The sequence below is a fragment of the Actinopolyspora mortivallis genome (assembly GCF_003001495.1).
Taxonomy (GTDB): Bacteria; Actinomycetota; Actinomycetes; order Mycobacteriales; family Pseudonocardiaceae; genus Actinopolyspora; species Actinopolyspora mortivallis_A.
In genome coordinates this window covers 1-18325 of sequence record NZ_PVSR01000051.1, presented here as the reverse complement: position 1 = coordinate 18325, position 18325 = coordinate 1, and the positions used below count along the sequence as shown (strand labels likewise).

The following is an 18325-nucleotide window of genomic DNA, read 5'->3' as shown; positions in this document are numbered from 1 at the left end:
TTCCGGGCCACCGGTGGGCCCCTCCCACCCCGACGGGGACTCCGGCCCCCGGGGGCCGAACAACTCGTCCCAGTGGTCCCGCTCGCCCGCCGAGGCGTTGACCCGGGATCCCTCGTAGTGCCAGGTGGTGGCGTCGTAGTGCCCCCCGGCGAACCCGGAGAACAGTCCGTCCAGGTCCTCGGTGTCGAGGAAATCCTCGCTGACGATCATCGGGGCGTTGGTGTAGGAGACCACGTACTCGTGGAAGTAGTGCCCGCCGGTGAGCACGTGGTTGATCAGACCGCCCAGGAAGGCGATGTCACTGCCGGCGCGCAGCGGCACGAACGTGTCGGCCAGCGCCGAGGTCCGGGTGAACCGTGGGTCGACGTGGATGATGTGCGCGCCGCGCCGTTTGGCCTCCATCACCCACTGGAAACCGACCGGGTGTGCCTCGGCCATGTTGGAACCCTGGATGACCACACAGTCGGCGTGCTGCAGATCCTGCTGGAAGGTCGTGGCCCCTCCCCGCCCGAAGGAGATTCCCAGACCGGGAACCGTGGAGGAGTGTCAAATGCGGGCCTGGTTCTCGATCTGGATGGCACCGAGCGCGGTGTAGAGCTTCTTCATGAGGTAGTTCTCCTCATTGTCCAGCGTGGCTCCACCCAGACTCGCGACGCCCATGGTGCGGTTCAGCGCGGCACCGTCCTCGTTGGTCGACTCCCAGGTCTCGTCGCGGGTGCGGATCACCCGCTCGGCGATCATGTCCAGTGCCGTGTCCAGATCGAGGTCCTCCCACTCGGTGCCGTACGGACGGCGGTAGCGCACCCGGCTCTCCCTGCTGGGAGAGGTGACCAACGAACGACTCGCGGCTCCCTTGGGACAGAGTCTGCCGCGGCTGACCGGCGAGTCCGGATCCCCCTCGATCTGGGTGACCGCGCCGTCGCGCACGTACACACGTTGGGCGCAGCCCACGGCGCAGTACGGGCAGACCGAGCCCACCACCGCGTCGGCCTCGGCAGTGCGGGCGCGTTCGGTGTCCGTGCGGCGGGACCGGGCGGCCCGGCCCCTGCCGAGCGGGTCCTCGCCGGTGAGCTGACGCAGCACCGGCCAGCGCAGCCATTCCCGCATCGCCGAACCACCCCCTCGGTGCTCCGGCGACCATGCTGGTCCCGCACGAAGGTCCCCGCAAGCGCGAGGCGGGTTCACGCGACTTCGGTCCCGGCCGGCCCGGAGGACCGAGGCCCTACCCCCAGAAAGGGCCTCGGCGGGCCGGGTTCCCGCTCCCACACCCCGACCCTCAGCGAGGTGCGGCGGTGTTTCCGTGGTCGAGGGCGTGCTCACTCACCTGATCGAGGACACCACGACGTCGGCTACGGTTGACAGCGTCCGGGACGACAGTAAAGCCCACTTGCCGCCCCGTCAACTAAAGACGACACTGAAGTGGGCAGCGTCAACCGCAGATGTCGTCCAGGGGGAGGAGACCGACCATGAGTGACGAAACGTCCGACAGCCGGACCTCGTTCGGCACGCGGCTGCGTTGGCTCATGGAAACCCACCCTCAGCCGGACGGGCGGCCGTGGACACCGGGAAGCCTGGCCAAGGCCCTGACCGCGGCCGGTCACCGCGTCTCCCGGCAACACATCTGGAAACTGCTGCGGGACGGAGCCCAGCCCAGCTTCGCACTCGTCGACGCCGTGGCCGACGTGTTCGGCGTGGGCGTGGAGACGTTCAGCGAACGCACCGAACCGGAACTGCCCGCGGCGCTGTACCGCGCCGGCGAACTGCCGCCCGAGCAGCTCGCCCACCTCGTCCAGTTCGTACGCTTCCTCGAATCCCAGGTGGAACACCCCCACCAGGACCCGGACCAGTGAGACCCTCGACGCCCCACACGGGGGCACGGCCGCGAGCACGGGAACGGAGGTCGCAAGAGTGCTCAGTGGTGAGAACACACACCGGCGGTGGGCCCAACGCCGACGCGAAAGACGGCTGCGCCGCGACCTGCGTGCCACGCTGCGGGCCGCCGGGATCGACCACCCCATGGACATGACCGAGGTCTGCCACCGACTCTCACGACGACGCAGCCGACCGATCCACGCCACCGAGTACCCCCTGGCGGCCAACGGACCCTTCGGGCTGTGGATACCGGGACGCAAGTCCGAATGGATCCTGTTCCAGTCACAGACCACCCCGCTGCACCAACAACACATCATCGCCCACGAACTCGGCCACATCCTCTGCGGACACCGCCCGGACCCGATCCTCCCCGGAGACGGGGTCGACCCCACCTCCTTCGACTGGGGAACCCTGCGCCGCACCGCCTACGACACCGACCAGGAACACGAGGCCGAGATCACGGCGACCCTGCTGCTGGAGACCGCCCGGACCTGGACCGAGATCTCCCTGCCCACCGGCTCGGCCCGGGCCCGACGGGCCCAACGGACACTCAGCCACCAGGCGAGGTGGTTGTGATGCTCTGGCTGACAGTGCACCTCATCGTCTACGGCGTCCTGGCTGTGTTCCTCGTCCGGCTGCTCCGCGACCCCCGCAACCCCGCCCTGTGGGCGGTGGTCGCCTGCCTGGCCCTGCAGGCCGCGGGCTACTGGCTGCAGGAACTGGCCTATGCGGACGCGGCGGACCAGCACCAGGGAAACGGACTGGCCAAACTGGCCCAGAACGTGGTGCTGCACGCCAAGTACTTCGCCCTGGCGCTGTTCTTCCTCTTCTCCCTCGGCGGTCGACACGCCCGCCGACGAGCCCTCCGGGAACTCGCGCTGCTGCTGCTCACGGCCGTGCTGATCAGCACCGCCATGTACACGACCCCGCCCGCGCTGCGCGACCACTCCTTCTCCACCGCCGACATGAGCGTGACCCCCATCGCGGCGTTCTACCTGCTCGGCGGTCTGTACTTCATCCACATCCTCACCCTCACCGCACGGTGGGCCTGGCAGTACGGCGCGGAATCCGACCGCCGACTCCGGGCGGGTCTGCGCACCGCCGCCATCGGGATGGCGCTGCAAGCCCTCGCCAGCCTGCTGCGGGCCTGTTTCGTGGTCATCCGCTGGTCCGGCGGCACCGTCCCCGATCCCGTCAACACCACCACCCTGGCGCTGCTGATCGTAGCCAACCCACTGTTCATCGCGGGCCTGCTGCTGGCGCTCACCCGCACCCAGCTCGCCCGCCTCCGCACATGGACACGCCACCGGCGGCACTGGCACCAGCTCCGCCCACTCTGGGAAGTGCTGCACCCGCTCTACCCCGAAGCCACACTCACCTCCCACGCCGGGGAAACCCACACACACGGACAGGGCTGGCCCGCCACCCGCACCCACCGCCGGTTCTGGCGCCGTTACGTCGAGTGCCGGGACGGGCTCGTCCAGCTCAGCCCCGATCTCGCCGAGGCCGGCTACGACCCGCAGGCCCCTCCTGCCGAGCAGGCCGCGGCCCTGCACGAGGCGGTGCGCCGCCAACTGGCCTCCAGACAGCCGTACCTCTCCCTCGCGGGCTACGACCCCCGAGCCCCGGTCGAACAGCGCGCCGAGACGATGCGGGAAGCGCTGCGCCGCCAACGCGCCGCACCCGAGTACGAGCCCGACCCGCGTTCCGCCGTTCCGGTGCTGACCAGCACCGACGTCGACGCCGACCTCGACCAGCTGCTGACCCTCTCCCAGGCCGTGCACGACCACCCACCCCCCGATGAGGCCCGCTCATGAAACTGATCACCGCGCAGCATGTCCTGCTCGGCCCCGCCGAACACGCCCTGCACGACGGTGCCGTGCTGCTGGACGGCACCCGCATCCACGCGGTGGGATCACGGCAGGAGCTCGACCACCACCTCCCCGCAGAGGTCCCCAGGGAACACCACCCGCACGCGACCCTGCTGCCCGGGCTGATCAACATGCACGTGCACCTGTCCTTCGACAGCGGCCCGGACCCCGTCGCGACCCTGCGCGACCAGGACGAGGACAGCCTGCTGTCCGCCATGCTCGAACGCGCCCAACAGACACTGCGGGCCGGGGTGACCACCGTGCGCGACCTGGGGGACCGGGACGGCGCGGCGCTGCGGCTCCGCGCCCGCATCGCCGACGAGGGACTCGCCGCCCCCCGCATCCTCGCCGCGGCGGCCCCGTTGACCGTCCCCCACGGGCACTGCTGGTTCCTCGGCGGCGTGGTCGAGCACGAACGCGACATCCGCGAGCGCGTGCACCGGACCGCCGCCCAGGGGGCCGACCTCGTCAAGGTGATGGCCTCCGGTGGCCAACTCACCCCCGACTCCCCTCCCATGTGGCAGTCCCAGTTCACCCCCCACGAACTGTCCCTGGTCGTGGAGGAGGCCACCCGCGTGGGCCTGCCGGTGGCCGCGCACGCCCACGGCAGCGACGCCATCGAAGCCGCCGTCCGGGCCGGGGTGACCACCGTGGAGCACTGCACCTGGATGGGACCCCACGGCCAGGACCGGCGCAGGCACGTGGCCGAGAGGATGGCCGAGCACGGCATCTACGCCTGCGCCGCCAGCTCCCGCAACTGGCGCGCCCTCGTCGACAGGGCCGGCCCGGAGAGAGCCCGCCAGATCCACGGCCGGCTCAGCTGGATGGCCGACCTCGGGGTCCCGCTGGTCACCGGCACCGACGCCGGTCTGCCGGGATCGGTGTTCGACGACTTCGTCGGCGCCCTCGAACTGTACGAGTACCTGGGATTCACCCCGGCGACGATCCTCGACATGGCCACCGTCACCAGTGCCGCCGCGCTGGGCCTCGGCGACCGCATCGGGCGGATCGCGGCGGGCTACGAGGCCGACCTGCTCGTGGTGGACGGTGACCCCCGCACCGACGGGCTCGCGGTGCTCCGTCATCCTCGGCGGGTGCTCACCCGAGGGAACACCGCCGTCACCGCCGACGGGCAGGACGGCTGAGTCGGCGTCCGGCAGCGGACGCCGACTCAGCTCAGCCCCGGTCGGTGGCGGTGTCCGCGGGCCGCGTTTCCCCCACGGAGGAGACCGTGGTCGTTCCGGTCCTGCCGGGCAGGAAGAACCAGGCGACACAGGCGGCCAACGCGATCAGCCCCGCCGAGGCCAGGTAGGCGAGCTGGGAGGCCTCCATCCACGACCGGGAGACCTCCCGGGCGAGCTCAGCGCCCCCCTCCGGCAGGGAACGGGCCACCTGCATCCCCCCGGGCAGCGAGTCCTCGGCAGTCTGCCGGGCCTGCTCCGAAAGCCCGGTCAACGAGCCGGACAGCCGGTCGGCATAGCTCCCGCCGAGCACACTGCCCAACACCGCCACCCCCAGCGAGGCCCCCACCTCACGGGTGACGTCGTTGGTGGCCGAACCCATGCCCGCCCGTTCCTTCGGGACGTTGGCCATCAACTGATCGGTCGCCGGGGCCATGGCCAACGACATACCGGCCGCCGTGCACGACAGCGGAAGCAGGATGCGCCAGTAGGAGGAGTCGACGGTCAACGTGCTCAACCCGGCCATACCGACAGCCGCGAGCAGCAGACCGCCCGCGATGGTGTTGCGCGGCCCGAACCGCCCCACGATCCTGGACACCTGCGGTGCGATCAGGATCATCATCACCGACATCGGCAACATCGCGGTGGAGGCCGTCAACGGCGAGTAGCCGAACACCACCTGCAACGTCTGACTCAACGCGAAGAACACACCGATCATGGCGAAGAACACCAGGGTCAACGCCACGGCCGAGGCGGAGAACCCGCTGCTGCGGAACAACCGCACGTCCAACATCGGATCAGGCTGCCGCCGTTCCCACAACACGAACAGAGCCAACAGCACGAGCCCCACCGCCACCAACGACAGGGTGCGCGTGGACAGCCAACCCACGTACTGGGCCTCGATCAACGCGTAGACGGCGAGCGTGATCCCCGCCGTGGACAACAGCGCCCCCACGAAGTCCAACCCGCCGTGACCGCCCTCGGTGCCGGTGCGGGAGGGGATGTAGCGGATTCCGGCCAGCACCCCCACGAGCACCACCGGAACATTGATGACGAAAACCGACTCCCAGGAGAAGTACTCCAACAGCAGCCCGGCCACCACCGGCCCCAGCGCGCTGCCCGCCCCCGAGACCGCGGCCCAGATCCCGACGGCCTTGGTGCGCTCCCCACTCGGGAACACGCTGGTCAGAATGGACAGGGTCACCGGCATGATCATGGCCCCGCCCACACCGAGCAGCGCCCGGGCCGCGATCAGTTCGGCACTGGAGCCGACGAACAGCCACACGTACACCGAGACGGCACCGAACAGCACCATCCCGGCCTGCAGCATCCACTTGCGCCCGTAGCGGTCGGCGATGGAGGAGCTGGTGAACAGCAACCCCGCGAACACCAGAGCGTAGGCATCGGAGAACCACTGCTGAGCAGCGGTGGAGGCTTCCAGGGCACGGGAGAGCTTGGGTAAGGCCACACTGAGCGAGGTGTTGGCGAGCATCGTCGCCGACAACGCCAGACACAGCACGAACAGCGTCGCCCACCTGCGTCGATAGACCGCGACCTCGATGCCTTCGGCAACGGCGCCCCGTTCGCCCGTGTTCGGCCTCGGTTCGGCGGCGGCTCCGCCGTCGGACATACGCACTCCTTTCACCGCCTCCAGAATATGGCAGTACTGCCACTTGGCACACGTGACAGCAAGCACAGTTGACGCTGAGCAGCGAATTCAGGAAGCTGACGCCATGACCACCGTGGCGGCCACTCCGGCCAAGGACACCGAACGACGCGGAAGAAGAGCGATCAAGGCCGCACGCACCCGGGCGAACATCGAGGCGGCCGCACTGAGACTGTTCCACGAACAGGGTTTCGAAGCCACCACGATCGACCAGATCGCCAAAGCCGCCGACATCGCCCCCCGCACGTTCTTCCGCTACTTCCCCAGCAAGGACGCCGTCCTGTTCGGCGACCTCAGCGAGGAACTCGACCACGTCCGCCGGGCCCTGGACGAACGCGCCGAGGACGAACACCCCATGCGCGCCCTGGCCGTGGCGATGCTCGACGGCGCCGAACGCATCGAGGCCGACCGCGACCAGCACCTCATGCGCGCCGAACTGCTGAACGCCCTGGACTCCACCGGCGAGTACGAGATGCACCTGATGCGGCAGCGCTGGATGCAGGACCTCACCGAACTGGTCGCCGAACACCTGGGCACCGACACCAGCTGCGACCCTCGTCCCGGAGCATGGTCGATGACCATGGTCTCCTGCTTCGGCGCGGCGATGCACTCCTGGCTGACCCGCCGGGACGGAACCACGCTACGCACGATCCTCACCGAGGTGCTCTCCAGCACCGCCGGCGGACTGGGCGAGGCGGCGCAACAGGCCCGGGACGGCGCGCACCCCCGCACTCAAACCTGAGAGGCGGAAGCGGTGTGGCCGGCCTCCCGGTTCGGGGGTCACCGCTCCCCCGCGGCGGTCACCGCCGCGGAGCACAGCGCCCGGGCCGCACGGACCGTTTCCCCCAAACTGTCGGGACGAGCCCGCCGCACGATCACGTCCAGCTCCTCCAACCCCGCCCGGCTCAACAGACGCTTCTCGTTGGTGATCCACTCACCCCGGCCGGCCAACACGGCATGCGCACTCTGCGAAGCGGCCTGAGTCAACAGCGCCGTGCACTGGGCCACCCTGCCGTGGGGTGCGTGATTGGCCCGCGCGTACTCGAACACCAACTCCGCGTAGGACCACCACGTGCTCCGGGCGGATTCCCGCAGCCGTGACGGGAAGTCCGGGTGGGGCAGCTGCCCCCGCAGCACCCTGCCGGTGGCCAGTTCCGCCAGCAGCAGGTACGACGGGATACCGGCCAGGTGGAACAGCAACGGTTCGAAACGGAAACTCCCCCGCTGTGCCTGCACGATCTCGCGTTCGACCTCGTCGAGATCACGGAAATGGACGTCAACCGGGAGGTCCTCCACCCGCAGCCAGGCACCACCGTTGAAGATCCTTCCCCAGGCGCCCAGCTCGGAGACCTCGCCGGGCCAGCCCACCTCCCGCAGGCTCTCCGGAGCGAACCCGCCCCGGTAGTAGAGCGCGAAGTCCCAGTCACTGTCGACACGGTGAGTCCCCAGCGCCCGCGAGCCTCCGAGAGCCACCGCCTCCACACCGGGCAGCGCGGCCAACCGGTCGGCGATCCGTCGCGAAAAAGACTCCTCATCCACATCGGGATGATCGCACAACAAGCCCTTCGCCCCAGCCCTTTTTCCACGATCACCGCACGGTGACGTCGAACTCGCCCCGTTCCACGAGCTCACCGACCACCGGGAACCCCGGCAACCGCCCGGCCACCAGCAACCCTCCGGAGGTCTGCGCGTCGGCCAACAGCAACGCCCGCTCCTCATCCACAGCGGACAGGTCCGTTCCCTCCCGCACCCATGCGAGATTGCGCCTGCTCCCGCCGCTGACGTACCCGTCCCGGACCGCCTGCCGGGCACCGTCCAGCAGCGGCACCGCCGTAGCGTCCACCACAGCGGAAACCCCGCTGGCCCGGACCAGTTCACGCAGATGACCGAGCAACCCGAATCCGGTCACGTCGGTGGCACACTCGATCCCAGCCTCCACCGCCATCAGCGCGGCCTCCCCGTTGAGGGTGGCCATCGTCTCGACAGCCTCGGGGAAAACCTCCCCCGTGGCCTTGTGCCTGCTGTTGAGTACCCCGATGCCCAGCGGTTTGGTCAACGACAACGGCAGTCCGGGCTTACCCGCGTCGTTGCGCATCAATCCGGACACCGGTGCTCGTCCCGTGACCGCCAAGCCGTACTTCGGCTCGGGATCGTCCACACTGTGCCCCCCGGCCAAGGGACAGCCAGCCAGCCGGGCTGTCTCGGCTCCCCCACGCAGCACCCGCTCAGCCAGTTCGGTCGGCAGCACCCCCCTGGGCCAGCCCAGCAGGTTCACCGCCACCACCGGAACCGCCCCCATCGCGTACACGTCGGACAACGCGTTCGCAGCGGCGATCCGCCCCCAGTCGTAGGGGTCGTCCACCACCGGGGCGAAGAAGTCCGTGGTGGCCACGAGCGCGGTGTCCGTATCCGTCCGGACGACGGCCGCGTCGTCCCCGGTTCCCACCAGCAGATCCCCACCGCCGGGCAGGTCGACGGAACCAAGCATGTCCCCGAGTTCGTCCGGTGGGATCTTGCAGGCACAACCTCCACCGTGCGCATAACGCGTCAGACGGTATGTTCCGGGAGGAGAAACCTCGATGTCGGGCATGAACGCGAAACTAGAGCATCCGGCACTCATCGGCATGACACGACGAGGTGAGATGTTCGGGGAGGCGTAAGGGTGCCTGGTGGCCCCCGCGGTCTTCAAAACCGACGTGGCCGAGCAACTCGGTCAGGCGGGTTCGATTCCCGTCCGCCTCCGCCACACGAGGACGAGCTCGCGGTGCTCGTGACTACCCCCGTGGGTTCCCGCGCCACCAGGAACACAGCCTGCCCAACACACCCGGCCGTCCTCCTTCCTCCGGAACCCCACCGTCCTCGCTTGGAGCGGTCGCCGTGGCGACCCGGTCCGACTCGGCCGTACGGTGCTGCCTCCAGTGCGCCACCATGGACTCCACGTCGACCGGTCCGATCCGGATCTTCGGGCCGGTGGGCGCCCGTAACCACTCGACGACGCGGATGTTGAGCTCCTCCACCAGCTCACGCACGGCCTGCTCGGAACGTTGCTCCGCAATCCGGGAAGGCAATCGGTCGATCTCCTTACGGAGCTGCACGGCGGGAGGAAGCAGGGCCTCGGTGGAAAGGCCCTCCCGCTCGACGTACTTCTTCACCCAGGAGAGCTCGTCGTCCCCACCCAGGTCGGGCAACGGCTTGCCCAGGCCGGGGAGGTCGTCGAACTCCCCGCGCTCCCGGGCGGCGCGAATCTGACGATCCACCCAGCTCTCGACACTCAGGCCCGCTGGTTTCCGTTCTGTCATGGCTCCTCCTGTTTATGGTTTATGTGCTGATGGGTGTTCTGGACTTCCTGTTTGTGTGGGAATGTTTTTGATAAACACTGAAAATACAATACGCAAGAATAAAGTTGGGCACTCCAGTCCCTTACACCGACCGGATGACCAGTACCTCGGTGTCTCCGGGCATGAGTCGAGACCCTCGGCGCGGAAGCATATACACCGGAAGCGGAGCGCTGATGTGGTTGCCGGATATCGCCCGTTGGGCGAGTGTCGTGGCCGAGCTACTGCGTCCGGGGGGGGGGTCGGGTTCACCTCGTCGAGTTCCATCCACTGACCGAGGTTCTCGACGACGAGAAGGGGGGCACCGCCACCCGGGACTACTTCTCCCGGCAGGCACGCACGTACGAGTCACCGGGAACCTACGCCGACTGGGACGCCGCGACCACGCACGACACCGTCACCGAGTGGCACCACACCCTGGGTGACGTCCTCAGCGCCGTCACCGCAGCTGGACTGCGGATCGAGTTCCTCCGCGAACACGACACTCTCCCCTTCCAACGGTACGACTCCCTGGTCCCGGACGGTGCGTGTTTCCGCTACCCCACCGACACGGTACGTCTTCCGCTGAGGTATTCATTCCTTTTTCCGAAGCTGTTTGGTTGTTCTGGGGTTCGTGTTTGTGCTGGTGTGTGGGCTTGCTTCTTTTTGATTTCATTTAACACTGAAAAAACAGCGACAACAAACCATGGCGAAGCCACGACAGGCGGCGCGAGTGACACGCGCGCTCCGGTCGCCGCTCGTACCGTGTTCGACGTGGACGAACGCCGGAACATCCCCGCCACCGACCGAGTACTCGGCGAACCTCCCCTCGCCGCCGCCGCCGAACGCTTCGGCCGGCAGAGCGTCAAACGCGTCGTCCACACTGCCCAGCAACGGGCGAGGAACGGGGACATCGCCCCGCAGGACGTCGTCGACGAGACACTCCGGCAGCTGCCGCGTGGGGCTGGAGGGCTCCGTGCGGTCCACAACGCGACCGGGGTACTGCTGCACACCAACCTGGGACGCGCCCGCCTGTCCGAGGCCGCCCGCCACGCGTTGGGGGAGAGCGCGGGAACCTGCGACGTCGAACTCGACACCGGGACGGGCGTTCGTGGCCGCCGCACCGAGAGCGTACGACGCGCCCTGCTGGAGGCCGTGCCGGCCGCCACCGACGCCCATGTGGTCAACAACGGTGCCGCAGCCCTGGCCCTGGCCGCGACCGGACTGGCCGCCGGACGCGAGATCGTGCTGGCACGCGGGGAGATGGTCGAGATCGGGGACGGCTTCCGCATCCCCGAGCTGCTGGAATCCACCGGTGTGCGACTGCGCGAGGTCGGCACCACCAACCGCGTGCACCTCGAGGACTACCGCGGAGCTGTGGGCCCCGACACGGGCTGCGTGCTCAAGGTACACCCCTCCAACTTCGTGATCAGCGGTTTCACCTCCACCGTCGAGGTGGCCGAGCTGGCCGGACTGCCCGCCCCCGTGGTGGTCGACATCGGTTCCGGCCTGCTCGCCCCGCACACCCGGCTGCCCGACGAGCCCGACGCCACCAGTGCACTCGCCTCCGGAGCGGACCTGGTCACCTGCAGCGGGGACAAGCTCCTCGGCGGACCGCAGTCCGGGCTGCTGCTGGGTGCGGAACCGCTCGTCACACGACTTCGCCGCCACCCGCTCGCCCGGGCCCTGCGCGTGGACAAACTCACCCTCGCCGCCCTGCACGCCACCCTGACCGGCCCTCCCACGCCCACCGCCGAATCCCTGCGACGTGACCCGGACGAGCTGCGTGAGCGCGCCGAACACATCTCCGAGAAACTCGCCGCGGCAGGCGTGCCCGCCACTCACGAAACCACCACCGCCACCGTGGGAGGTGGGGGCGCACCCGGTGTGGAACTGCCGAGCGCCGCCGTGGCACTGCCCGAGCACTACGAACCAGCGCTCCGGCGAGCAGAGCCCGCCGTGCTGACCCGGGTGGAACGCGGTCGGTGCCTGCTCGACCTGTTCGCGTTGGACCCCGCCGACGACCCCGAGATCCTCGCGACGGTCCGTGCCGTCCGTTCCACCCCGGAGGCGTGATGCGGGTGATCGCCACCGCCGGCCACGTGGACCACGGAAAATCCACTCTGGTCGCCGCACTCACCGGAACCGATCCCGACCGCTGGGGCGAGGAGAAACGACGGGGGCTGACCATCGACCTCGGGTTCGCCTGGACCCAACTCCCCTCGGGGGAAACCCTGGTCTTCGTCGACGTTCCGGGCCACCGACGTTTCGTGGGCAACATGCTCGCCGGGGTCGGCGAGATCCCCGCCGTACTGTTCGTGGTCGCCGCCGACGAGGGGTGGATGCCGCAGTCCGAGGAACACCTGCAGGCCCTGCACGCTCTGGGAGTCGAGCACGGGGTACTCGCGATCACCCGTTCCGACCTGGCCGAGCCGAGAGCGGCCCTCCGACAGGCCCGAAGACGGCTCGAAGCCAGCACCCTGGCGGGGATCCCCGCCGTGACCCTCGGAGCGGGTGACCGGACCGGAACCGCCGAACTGGTCGCCACCCTCGAACGGGTCGTGCGCGCGCTGCCGGAGCCGAGACGCGAGGGCGAGGTACGGGTGTGGCTGGACCGGGTGTTCACCATCCGCGGAGCGGGCACCGTGGCCACCGCCACCCTGCCGAGCGGCGAACTCTCCCCCGGCACGGAACTGGAACTGGCCCGCACCGGACGACGCACCATCATCCGCGACCTGCACACCCTCGGGGAACGAACCGAACGGGTGCGGGCCACCGCCCGGGTGGCGCTGAACCTGCGGGGTCTGCGTGTCGACGAGCTGCGGCGCGGGGACGCCCTGATCACCCCTGGGGCGTGGTGGAGCACGGACACCGTCGACGCCCGCCTGTCCCCCACTCCCCCCGGAGACCTGCCCCGGGAGCTGACCCTGCACATCGGTTCGGCCACGGCCGGAACCCGGATACGCCCGCTGGGCGGGGACACCACTCGCCTGTCCCTCGACCGTCCGCTGCCGCTGCGTGTCGGGGACCGTGCCCTGCTGCGCGACCCCGGCCGGAACCGGGTCCCGGCCGGGGTGACCGTGCTCGACGTCCACCCTCCCCCCCTGCGACGGCGGGGGGCCGCCCGGGCACGGGCCCGCGAGCTGGACGACCAGGAACACAGCGTGGCCACCTCCCTGTTGCGCAGACACGGAGCCCTGCGCCTGCACGAGCTGCGGGCGATGGGACTGGCTCCTCCCGCCGCCGCGCACCGCTCCGGGCAGTGGCTGCTGGACCCGCGGACCCTGCGAGAGCACGCCGAGTCCCTGCTCGCCATGCTCGAACGGCGGCGGGGCGAGCAACCGCTGAGTGACGGTCTCACCGACGGAGAAGCACTGCGTGCTCTGGGACTGCCGGACCGCGCGCTGCTGGACCTCGTGCTCACTCATCCGAGACTGTCCGGAGTGAGCGCCCGAGCGGGACGGCTGTGCCTGAACGACCCCCTCTGCGAGCGACTTCCCCCGGGGATCGCCGCGTTGCGGGACCGACTGCGCAGCACCCCCTTCGACCCCCCCACCGCCGGGGAACTGCGGGAACTGGGGCTGGGCCGCGCCGAGCTCGGCGCGGCCACCACGGCGGGGGAACTGCTCAAACTCGCCGAAAACGTCTACCTGCTCCCCGACGCGCCACGCCGGGCCGCCCACCGGCTCGCCGTCCTGCCCTCCCCGTTCACTCCGGCCCAGGCTCGGGAAGCGTTGCGGACCACACGTCGTGTGGTGGTCCCGCTGTTGGAGCGTCTGCGCCGGGAGGGCTACACGCTGCGGCTTCCGGACGGCACCCACCGGATCCGCCGACTCGACGGGCCGGAGCGTTGAGCGGGAGGTTTGTCCGCTCCCGCGCCATGGGCATCCTGCCGACAGGAGGCGGCACGTCGGAAGCGGTGCGCCGCGCGGTGTCGGCGGTCTCGCCGAGCGGGCGGAGGAGGAAGGACATGCCGCAGAAGATCTGGAACGGATTCCTCACGTTCGGGCTGGTGACCGTCCCCGTCGGGCTCTACAACGCCACCGAGGACCACAGCATCCGTTTCAACCAGTACCAACGCGGCACACACGACCGGGTGCGCTACCGCAAGGTCAACGAGCGCACCGGTGAGCAGCTGCGCAACGAGGACATCGTCAAGGGGCGCGACGTCGGCGGAACCCTGGTGACGGTGGAACAGTGGGAACTGGACGAGCTGGCGCCGGTGCGTTCCCGCACGATCGAGATCGACGGCTTCGTGGAACTGACCGAGATCGACCCGGTGTGCTTCCACCACACCTACTGGCTCGCCCCCACGGACGAGCAGCAGGACCGCCCCTACCGCCTGTTGCACCGGGCCATGCTCGACACGAACCGTGCCGGGATCGCCACCTTCGTGCTGCACGGCAGGGAGTACCTCACCGCGGTGCACGCCCACAGCGGTGCCCTGGCACTGAGCACCCTGTTCTTCCCCGACGAGGTGCGCGATCCGCCCACCGTGGTGAGTCCTCCCCGGGCCGACCAGCGGAGCGGCCGGGAACTGCAACTGGCCACCGACCTCATCCGTTCGATGAGCGAGCCCTGGCAGCCCTCCCGGTACACCGACACCTACACCGCCCGGGTACGACAGCTGCTGCTGGACAAGGCACGGGGACGTTCCCCGGTGACCCGCACCGAGCCCGCCGAGCCCGCCGAGGCCCCGGAGCTCGCCGAAGCGTTGCGGCACAGCGTCGAGCTCGCCCGCCACCACCGTTCGGAACGGGAACCAGCGCCCCGGAAGGACCTCGCCGAGCGGGAGGTGTCCAGCCTTACCCGGGACGAACTCCGTCGCAGGGCCAGGGAGCTGAACATCAGGGGCCGATCGAAGCTGAGCCGGGCACAGCTCGAGAGGGCCATCACGGAGACCCCCGGTTCCCACCGGCGGGGACAGCAGCAGGGGGACGAGCCCCGCACTCGCGACAGAAAGCCGTGATCCACTCCACAACTCCACGATCAACGCCACCTTGAGCCAGTTGGATGCGTTAGCCTTGAGTGCAGGCGACGCAGGAATACCAACCGGCAATGCTCACGTTGGGAACGATGCGCTCTCCAACGAAGCGTGCGGACGAAAGAGGTAGTGATGACCAACTTTTTCGGTGCCGGCGGTCCCGGTTCGAGCCCGTTCGACGACTTCCTCGCCCGTTTTCTCGGCGGACAGGGCGGAACACCGCGGCCGGTTCAGCGCGTCGACATCACCCGGCTGATGACCCACCAGGCCCAGGAGCTGATGGCCACCGCCGCCCGTTTCACCGCCGAACGTGGCGGGCACGACCTGGACGCCCACCACCTGCTCTGGGCGGCCACCCAGATCGAGACGACCCGCTCGATGCTCGAACGCGCCGGGGCGGACCCCGCCTCCATCGCCCAGGGCATCGAACAGCAGCTGCCGCAGACCGAGAGCACCGACCAGCCCCCCGCTCTGACTCCCGCGGCCAAACGCGCCCTGCTGGACGCGCACCGGGTGGCCCGGGCCGTGGGCTCCTCCTACATCGGTCCCGACCACCTGCTGCTCGCGCTGGCGGCCAACCGCGAGTCGACAGCGGGGCAGATCCTCACCGCGGCCCACGTGACCCTGGAAGCGCTGCAGAGCGGTGCGGCTAGCCGGGGAACCGGACAGCAGAGCAGCGAGACGCAGCAGCACAGCTCGACGCCCACCCTGGACGAGTACGGCCAGGACCTGACCGCCAAGGCCCGTGACGGCGGACTCGACCCGGTGATCGGCAGGGAGTCCGAGATCGAACAGACCGTGGAGGTGCTGTCCCGGCGCACCAAGAACAACCCCGTGCTCATCGGGGAGGCAGGGGTCGGCAAGACCTCCGTGGTCGAGGGCATAGCCCAGCGCATCGTGGACGGCGAGGTGCCCGACGTGCTCGCCAACAAACGGGTCGTGCAGCTCGACGTCTCCGGCGTGGTGGCGGGAACCCGCTACCGGGGGGACTTCGAGGAACGCATGAACAAGATCATCGACGAGATCAGCCAGCAGAGCGAACAGCTGATCATCTTCATCGACGAGCTGCACACCGTGGTCGGAGCGGGCGGTTCTGAGGGGGCCGTCGACGCGGGCAACATGCTCAAGCCCCGGCTGGCGCGGGGCGAGCTGCACGTGGTCGGAGCGACCACCCTGGACGAGTACCGCAAGAACATCGAGAAGGACGCGGCGCTGGAGCGACGCTTCCAGCGCATCGACGTGGCCGAGCCCAGTGTCGAGGACACCGTGCAGATCATGCGCGGGCTGCGGGACCGCTACGAGGCCCACCACCAGGTACGGTTCAGTGACGAGGCGATCAACTCCGCCGCCGAGCTGGCCGACCGCTACATCACCGACCGCTACCTGCCGGACAAGGCGATCGACCTGCTCGACCAGGCCGGTGCCCGCAAGCGGCTGCGCACCCGCACCCCCACCACGGACGTGCGGGAGCTGGAGGAACAGGCCGAGCAGCTGAGCAGGGACAAGGCCCAGGCGGTCACCAACGAGGACTACGAGCAGGCCTCCAAGCTGCGCGACCAGATCAACCAGGTGCAGGCCCGGATCCGTCAGCAGCGGAACAACCCGGACGGGATTCCGGAGGTCAGCTCGAACGACATCGCCGAGGTCGTCTCCCGAGCCACCGGAATCCCGGTCACCCAGCTCACCGAGGAGGAGAAGGGCCGCCTCATGCGGCTCGAGGAGCAGCTGCACCACAGGGTGATCGGCCAGGACGAGGCGGTACAGGCGGTCTCGCGCGCGGTGCGTCGTTCCCGCACCGGGATGGGCGACCCGAACAGGCCGGTCGGAACCTTCCTGTTCCTCGGCCCCACGGGGGTCGGAAAGACCGAGCTGGCCCGGGCGTTGGCCGAGTCCCTGTTCGGCGACCAGGACCGCATGATCCGCATCGACATGAGCGAGTACCAGGAGGGGCACACGGCCAGCCGGATGGTCGGGGCTCCTCCGGGCTACGTCGGCTACGGCGAGGCGGGTCAGCTCACCGAGGAAGTGCGCCGCCGCCCCTACTCGGTGGTGCTGCTCGACGAGATCGAGAAGGCCCACACCGACGTCTTCAACATCCTGCTGCAGGTCATGGAGGACGGAAGGCTCACCGACGGCCAGGGACGCACCGTGGACTTCCGCAACACGGTGCTGATCATGACCAGCAACCTCGGCTCGGACATCATCTCGAACCGCTCCGGGGTGCTCGGCTTCACCACCCGGGAGGAGGACCAGACCGCGGAACCGGCCCGGGAACGTCTGATGGCGCGGCTGCGCGAGTCCTTCCGCCCCGAGTTCCTGAACCGCATCGACGAGATCGTGATGTTCCGCAAGCTGGAGTCCGAGCAGCTGCGGCGCATCACCGAGCTCCTGCTGGACGAGACGAGGCAGCGCCTGCGGTCCCAGGGAATCGAGATCACCTTCGAGGACTCGGCCGTGGACTGGCTCACCGAACACGGACACCAACCCGAGTTCGGCGCCCGTCCGCTGCGACGCACCATCCAGCGCGAGGTGGACGACTCCCTCTCCGACCTGCTGCTGGACGGCGAACTCGCCGAGGGGCAGCGTGTCGTGGTCGAGGCCGACCAGGACCGACTGCGTTTCTCGGTGCGCTCCGCGGTCGGGGCGGCCTCCTCGTGAACGACCGAAACGACCGTCGGCGCCGGGGGCTCGCGTGAGCACCCCGGCGCCCGGACGGGCACCGCTCAGCCGCCCCGTTTGCGGGCCAGTTCGGCCAGCATCGCGTTGTAGGCGGCCAACTCGTCGTCGCTGCGGTCGACGCGCCGGGCGAGCCGGGTGTCGTGCCGGTACCACTGGGTCAGCAGCGCCCCCAGCACCAATACCAGTGGCACCTCCCCCATCGCCCAGGCGATGCCCCCACCGAGGAACTGGTCGGCCAGCAGGTCACGCGGCCAGGGCAGCTCCAGTGCCCGGTAGAAGTCCTCGGCCAGGGGGCTCGACAGGCTCATCGTGATGATCCCGAAGAACGCGTGGAAGGGCATCACCGCCAGCACCACCCCCAACCGGGCCAGGTGGGGCAGCGGGCGCGGTGCCGGATCGACACCGATCACGGTCCAGTAGTACAGGTATCCCACCAGCAGGAAGTGGGCCTTCATCAGCTGGTGGCCCCAGTACTCGAACATCCCGAGTTCGAACAGGTCCGTGAAGTACAGCGCGTAGAACGACCCCACGAACAGCACGGTCGCCACCCCCGGGCCGGCGAGCACCCGGGTGAGCGGGGAGTGCAACACGGCCAACAGCCACTCGCGGGGACCGGCCGCCGCTCCCCTGCCCCGGGCGGGCAGGGCCCGCAGCGCCAGCGTCACGGGTCCACCGAGCACCAACAGCACCGGCGCCACCATGTTGAGCACCATGTGCACGAACATGTGCAGGCTGAACACCCCACCCGCGTACACCCC

General features: G+C 69.4%; 15 protein-coding genes and 1 tRNA gene. 10 read left to right on the top strand and 6 right to left on the bottom strand.

Annotated elements, in window-relative coordinates; translation table 11 throughout:
- The coding region (locus tag CEP50_RS20660; protein WP_258175403.1) for a molybdopterin-dependent oxidoreductase at nucleotides 1–1107 on the bottom strand (1107 nt) is incomplete at its 3' end.
- Between the two features lie 359 nt (nucleotides 1108–1466).
- Here CEP50_RS20660 and CEP50_RS18355 point away from each other — a divergent pair.
- The 4 genes from CEP50_RS18355 to CEP50_RS18340 are packed head-to-tail and all read left to right on the top strand — an operon-like array spanning nucleotide 1467 to nucleotide 4888.
- Nucleotides 1467–1850 (top strand): helix-turn-helix domain-containing protein, encoded by a 384-nt coding sequence (locus tag CEP50_RS18355; RefSeq protein WP_106115182.1) that lies wholly within the window; start codon nucleotides 1467–1469, stop codon nucleotides 1848–1850.
- 58 nt (nucleotides 1851–1908) lie between these two features.
- Complete coding sequence (locus tag CEP50_RS18350; protein WP_219905552.1) at nucleotides 1909–2448, top strand: ImmA/IrrE family metallo-endopeptidase; 540 nt, start codon at nucleotides 1909–1911, stop codon at nucleotides 2446–2448.
- Entirely contained in the window at nucleotides 2448–3689 is a 1242-nt protein-coding gene (locus CEP50_RS18345; RefSeq protein WP_146134848.1) for an MAB_1171c family putative transporter, read from the top strand. Before CEP50_RS18350 ends, CEP50_RS18345 begins: the two co-directional genes overlap by 1 nt.
- Complete coding sequence (locus CEP50_RS18340) at nucleotides 3686–4888, top strand: amidohydrolase family protein (RefSeq protein ID WP_106115180.1); 1203 nt, start codon at nucleotides 3686–3688, stop codon at nucleotides 4886–4888. Before CEP50_RS18345 ends, CEP50_RS18340 begins: the two co-directional genes overlap by 4 nt.
- Before the next feature lie 31 nt (nucleotides 4889–4919).
- Here the strand turns inward: CEP50_RS18340 and CEP50_RS18335 are convergent, their stop codons facing one another.
- Nucleotides 4920–6554 (bottom strand): MFS transporter, encoded by a 1635-nt coding sequence (locus CEP50_RS18335; RefSeq protein ID WP_106115179.1) that lies wholly within the window; start codon nucleotides 6552–6554, stop codon nucleotides 4920–4922.
- 103 nt (nucleotides 6555–6657) lie between these two features.
- Here CEP50_RS18335 and CEP50_RS18330 point away from each other — a divergent pair, with 103 nt between their 5' ends.
- Entirely contained in the window at nucleotides 6658–7332 is a 675-nt protein-coding gene (locus CEP50_RS18330; protein WP_106115178.1) for a TetR family transcriptional regulator, read from the top strand.
- A 38-nt stretch (nucleotides 7333–7370) separates the two neighbouring features.
- Here CEP50_RS18330 and CEP50_RS18325 read toward each other — a convergent pair whose 3' ends face one another.
- Together CEP50_RS18325 and selD are read right to left on the bottom strand one after the other, a co-directional pair.
- Nucleotides 7371–8129 (bottom strand): nucleotidyltransferase domain-containing protein, encoded by a 759-nt coding sequence (locus tag CEP50_RS18325; protein ID WP_106115177.1) that lies wholly within the window; start codon nucleotides 8127–8129, stop codon nucleotides 7371–7373.
- Between the two features lie 49 nt (nucleotides 8130–8178).
- On the bottom strand, nucleotides 8179–9180 hold the full coding sequence (selD, locus tag CEP50_RS18320) for a selenide, water dikinase SelD (RefSeq protein ID WP_106115176.1): 1002 nt from the start codon (nucleotides 9178–9180) through the stop codon (nucleotides 8179–8181).
- Between the two features lie 60 nt (nucleotides 9181–9240).
- On the opposite strand from selD, the gene CEP50_RS18315 reads away from it, so the two are divergent.
- Nucleotides 9241–9336, top strand: a tRNA-Sec gene (locus tag CEP50_RS18315).
- Between the two features lie 28 nt (nucleotides 9337–9364).
- Here CEP50_RS18315 and CEP50_RS18310 read toward each other — a convergent pair.
- On the bottom strand, nucleotides 9365–9889 hold the full coding sequence (locus CEP50_RS18310) for a DnaJ family domain-containing protein (RefSeq protein ID WP_106115175.1): 525 nt from the start codon (nucleotides 9887–9889) through the stop codon (nucleotides 9365–9367).
- A 780-nt stretch (nucleotides 9890–10669) separates the two neighbouring features.
- On the opposite strand from CEP50_RS18310, the gene selA reads away from it, so the two are divergent.
- The 4 genes from selA (at nucleotide 10670) to CEP50_RS18290 (ending at nucleotide 17546) form a co-directional block, all read left to right on the top strand.
- A complete protein-coding gene (gene selA / locus CEP50_RS18305) occupies nucleotides 10670–11980 on the top strand; it encodes an L-seryl-tRNA(Sec) selenium transferase (protein ID WP_106115174.1) in 1311 nt (436 codons plus the stop codon).
- Nucleotides 11980–13758 carry a selenocysteine-specific translation elongation factor gene (locus tag CEP50_RS18300; protein ID WP_106115173.1) on the top strand — a complete coding sequence of 593 codons (1779 nt, stop codon included), beginning with the start codon at nucleotides 11980–11982 and terminating at the stop codon, nucleotides 13756–13758. Before selA ends, CEP50_RS18300 begins: the two co-directional genes overlap by 1 nt.
- 116 nt (nucleotides 13759–13874) lie before the next feature.
- Nucleotides 13875–14873, top strand: a complete 999-nt coding sequence (gene ku / locus CEP50_RS18295; RefSeq protein ID WP_106115172.1) for a non-homologous end joining protein Ku — start codon at nucleotides 13875–13877, stop codon at nucleotides 14871–14873.
- Between the two features lie 147 nt (nucleotides 14874–15020).
- Entirely contained in the window at nucleotides 15021–17546 is a 2526-nt protein-coding gene (locus CEP50_RS18290) for an ATP-dependent Clp protease ATP-binding subunit (protein WP_106115171.1), read from the top strand.
- A gap of 65 nt (nucleotides 17547–17611) precedes the next feature.
- Here the strand turns inward: CEP50_RS18290 and CEP50_RS18285 are convergent.
- Nucleotides 17612–18325 (bottom strand): cytochrome c oxidase assembly protein (locus CEP50_RS18285; RefSeq protein WP_146134847.1); only part of this gene is annotated, 714 nt, incomplete at its 5' end.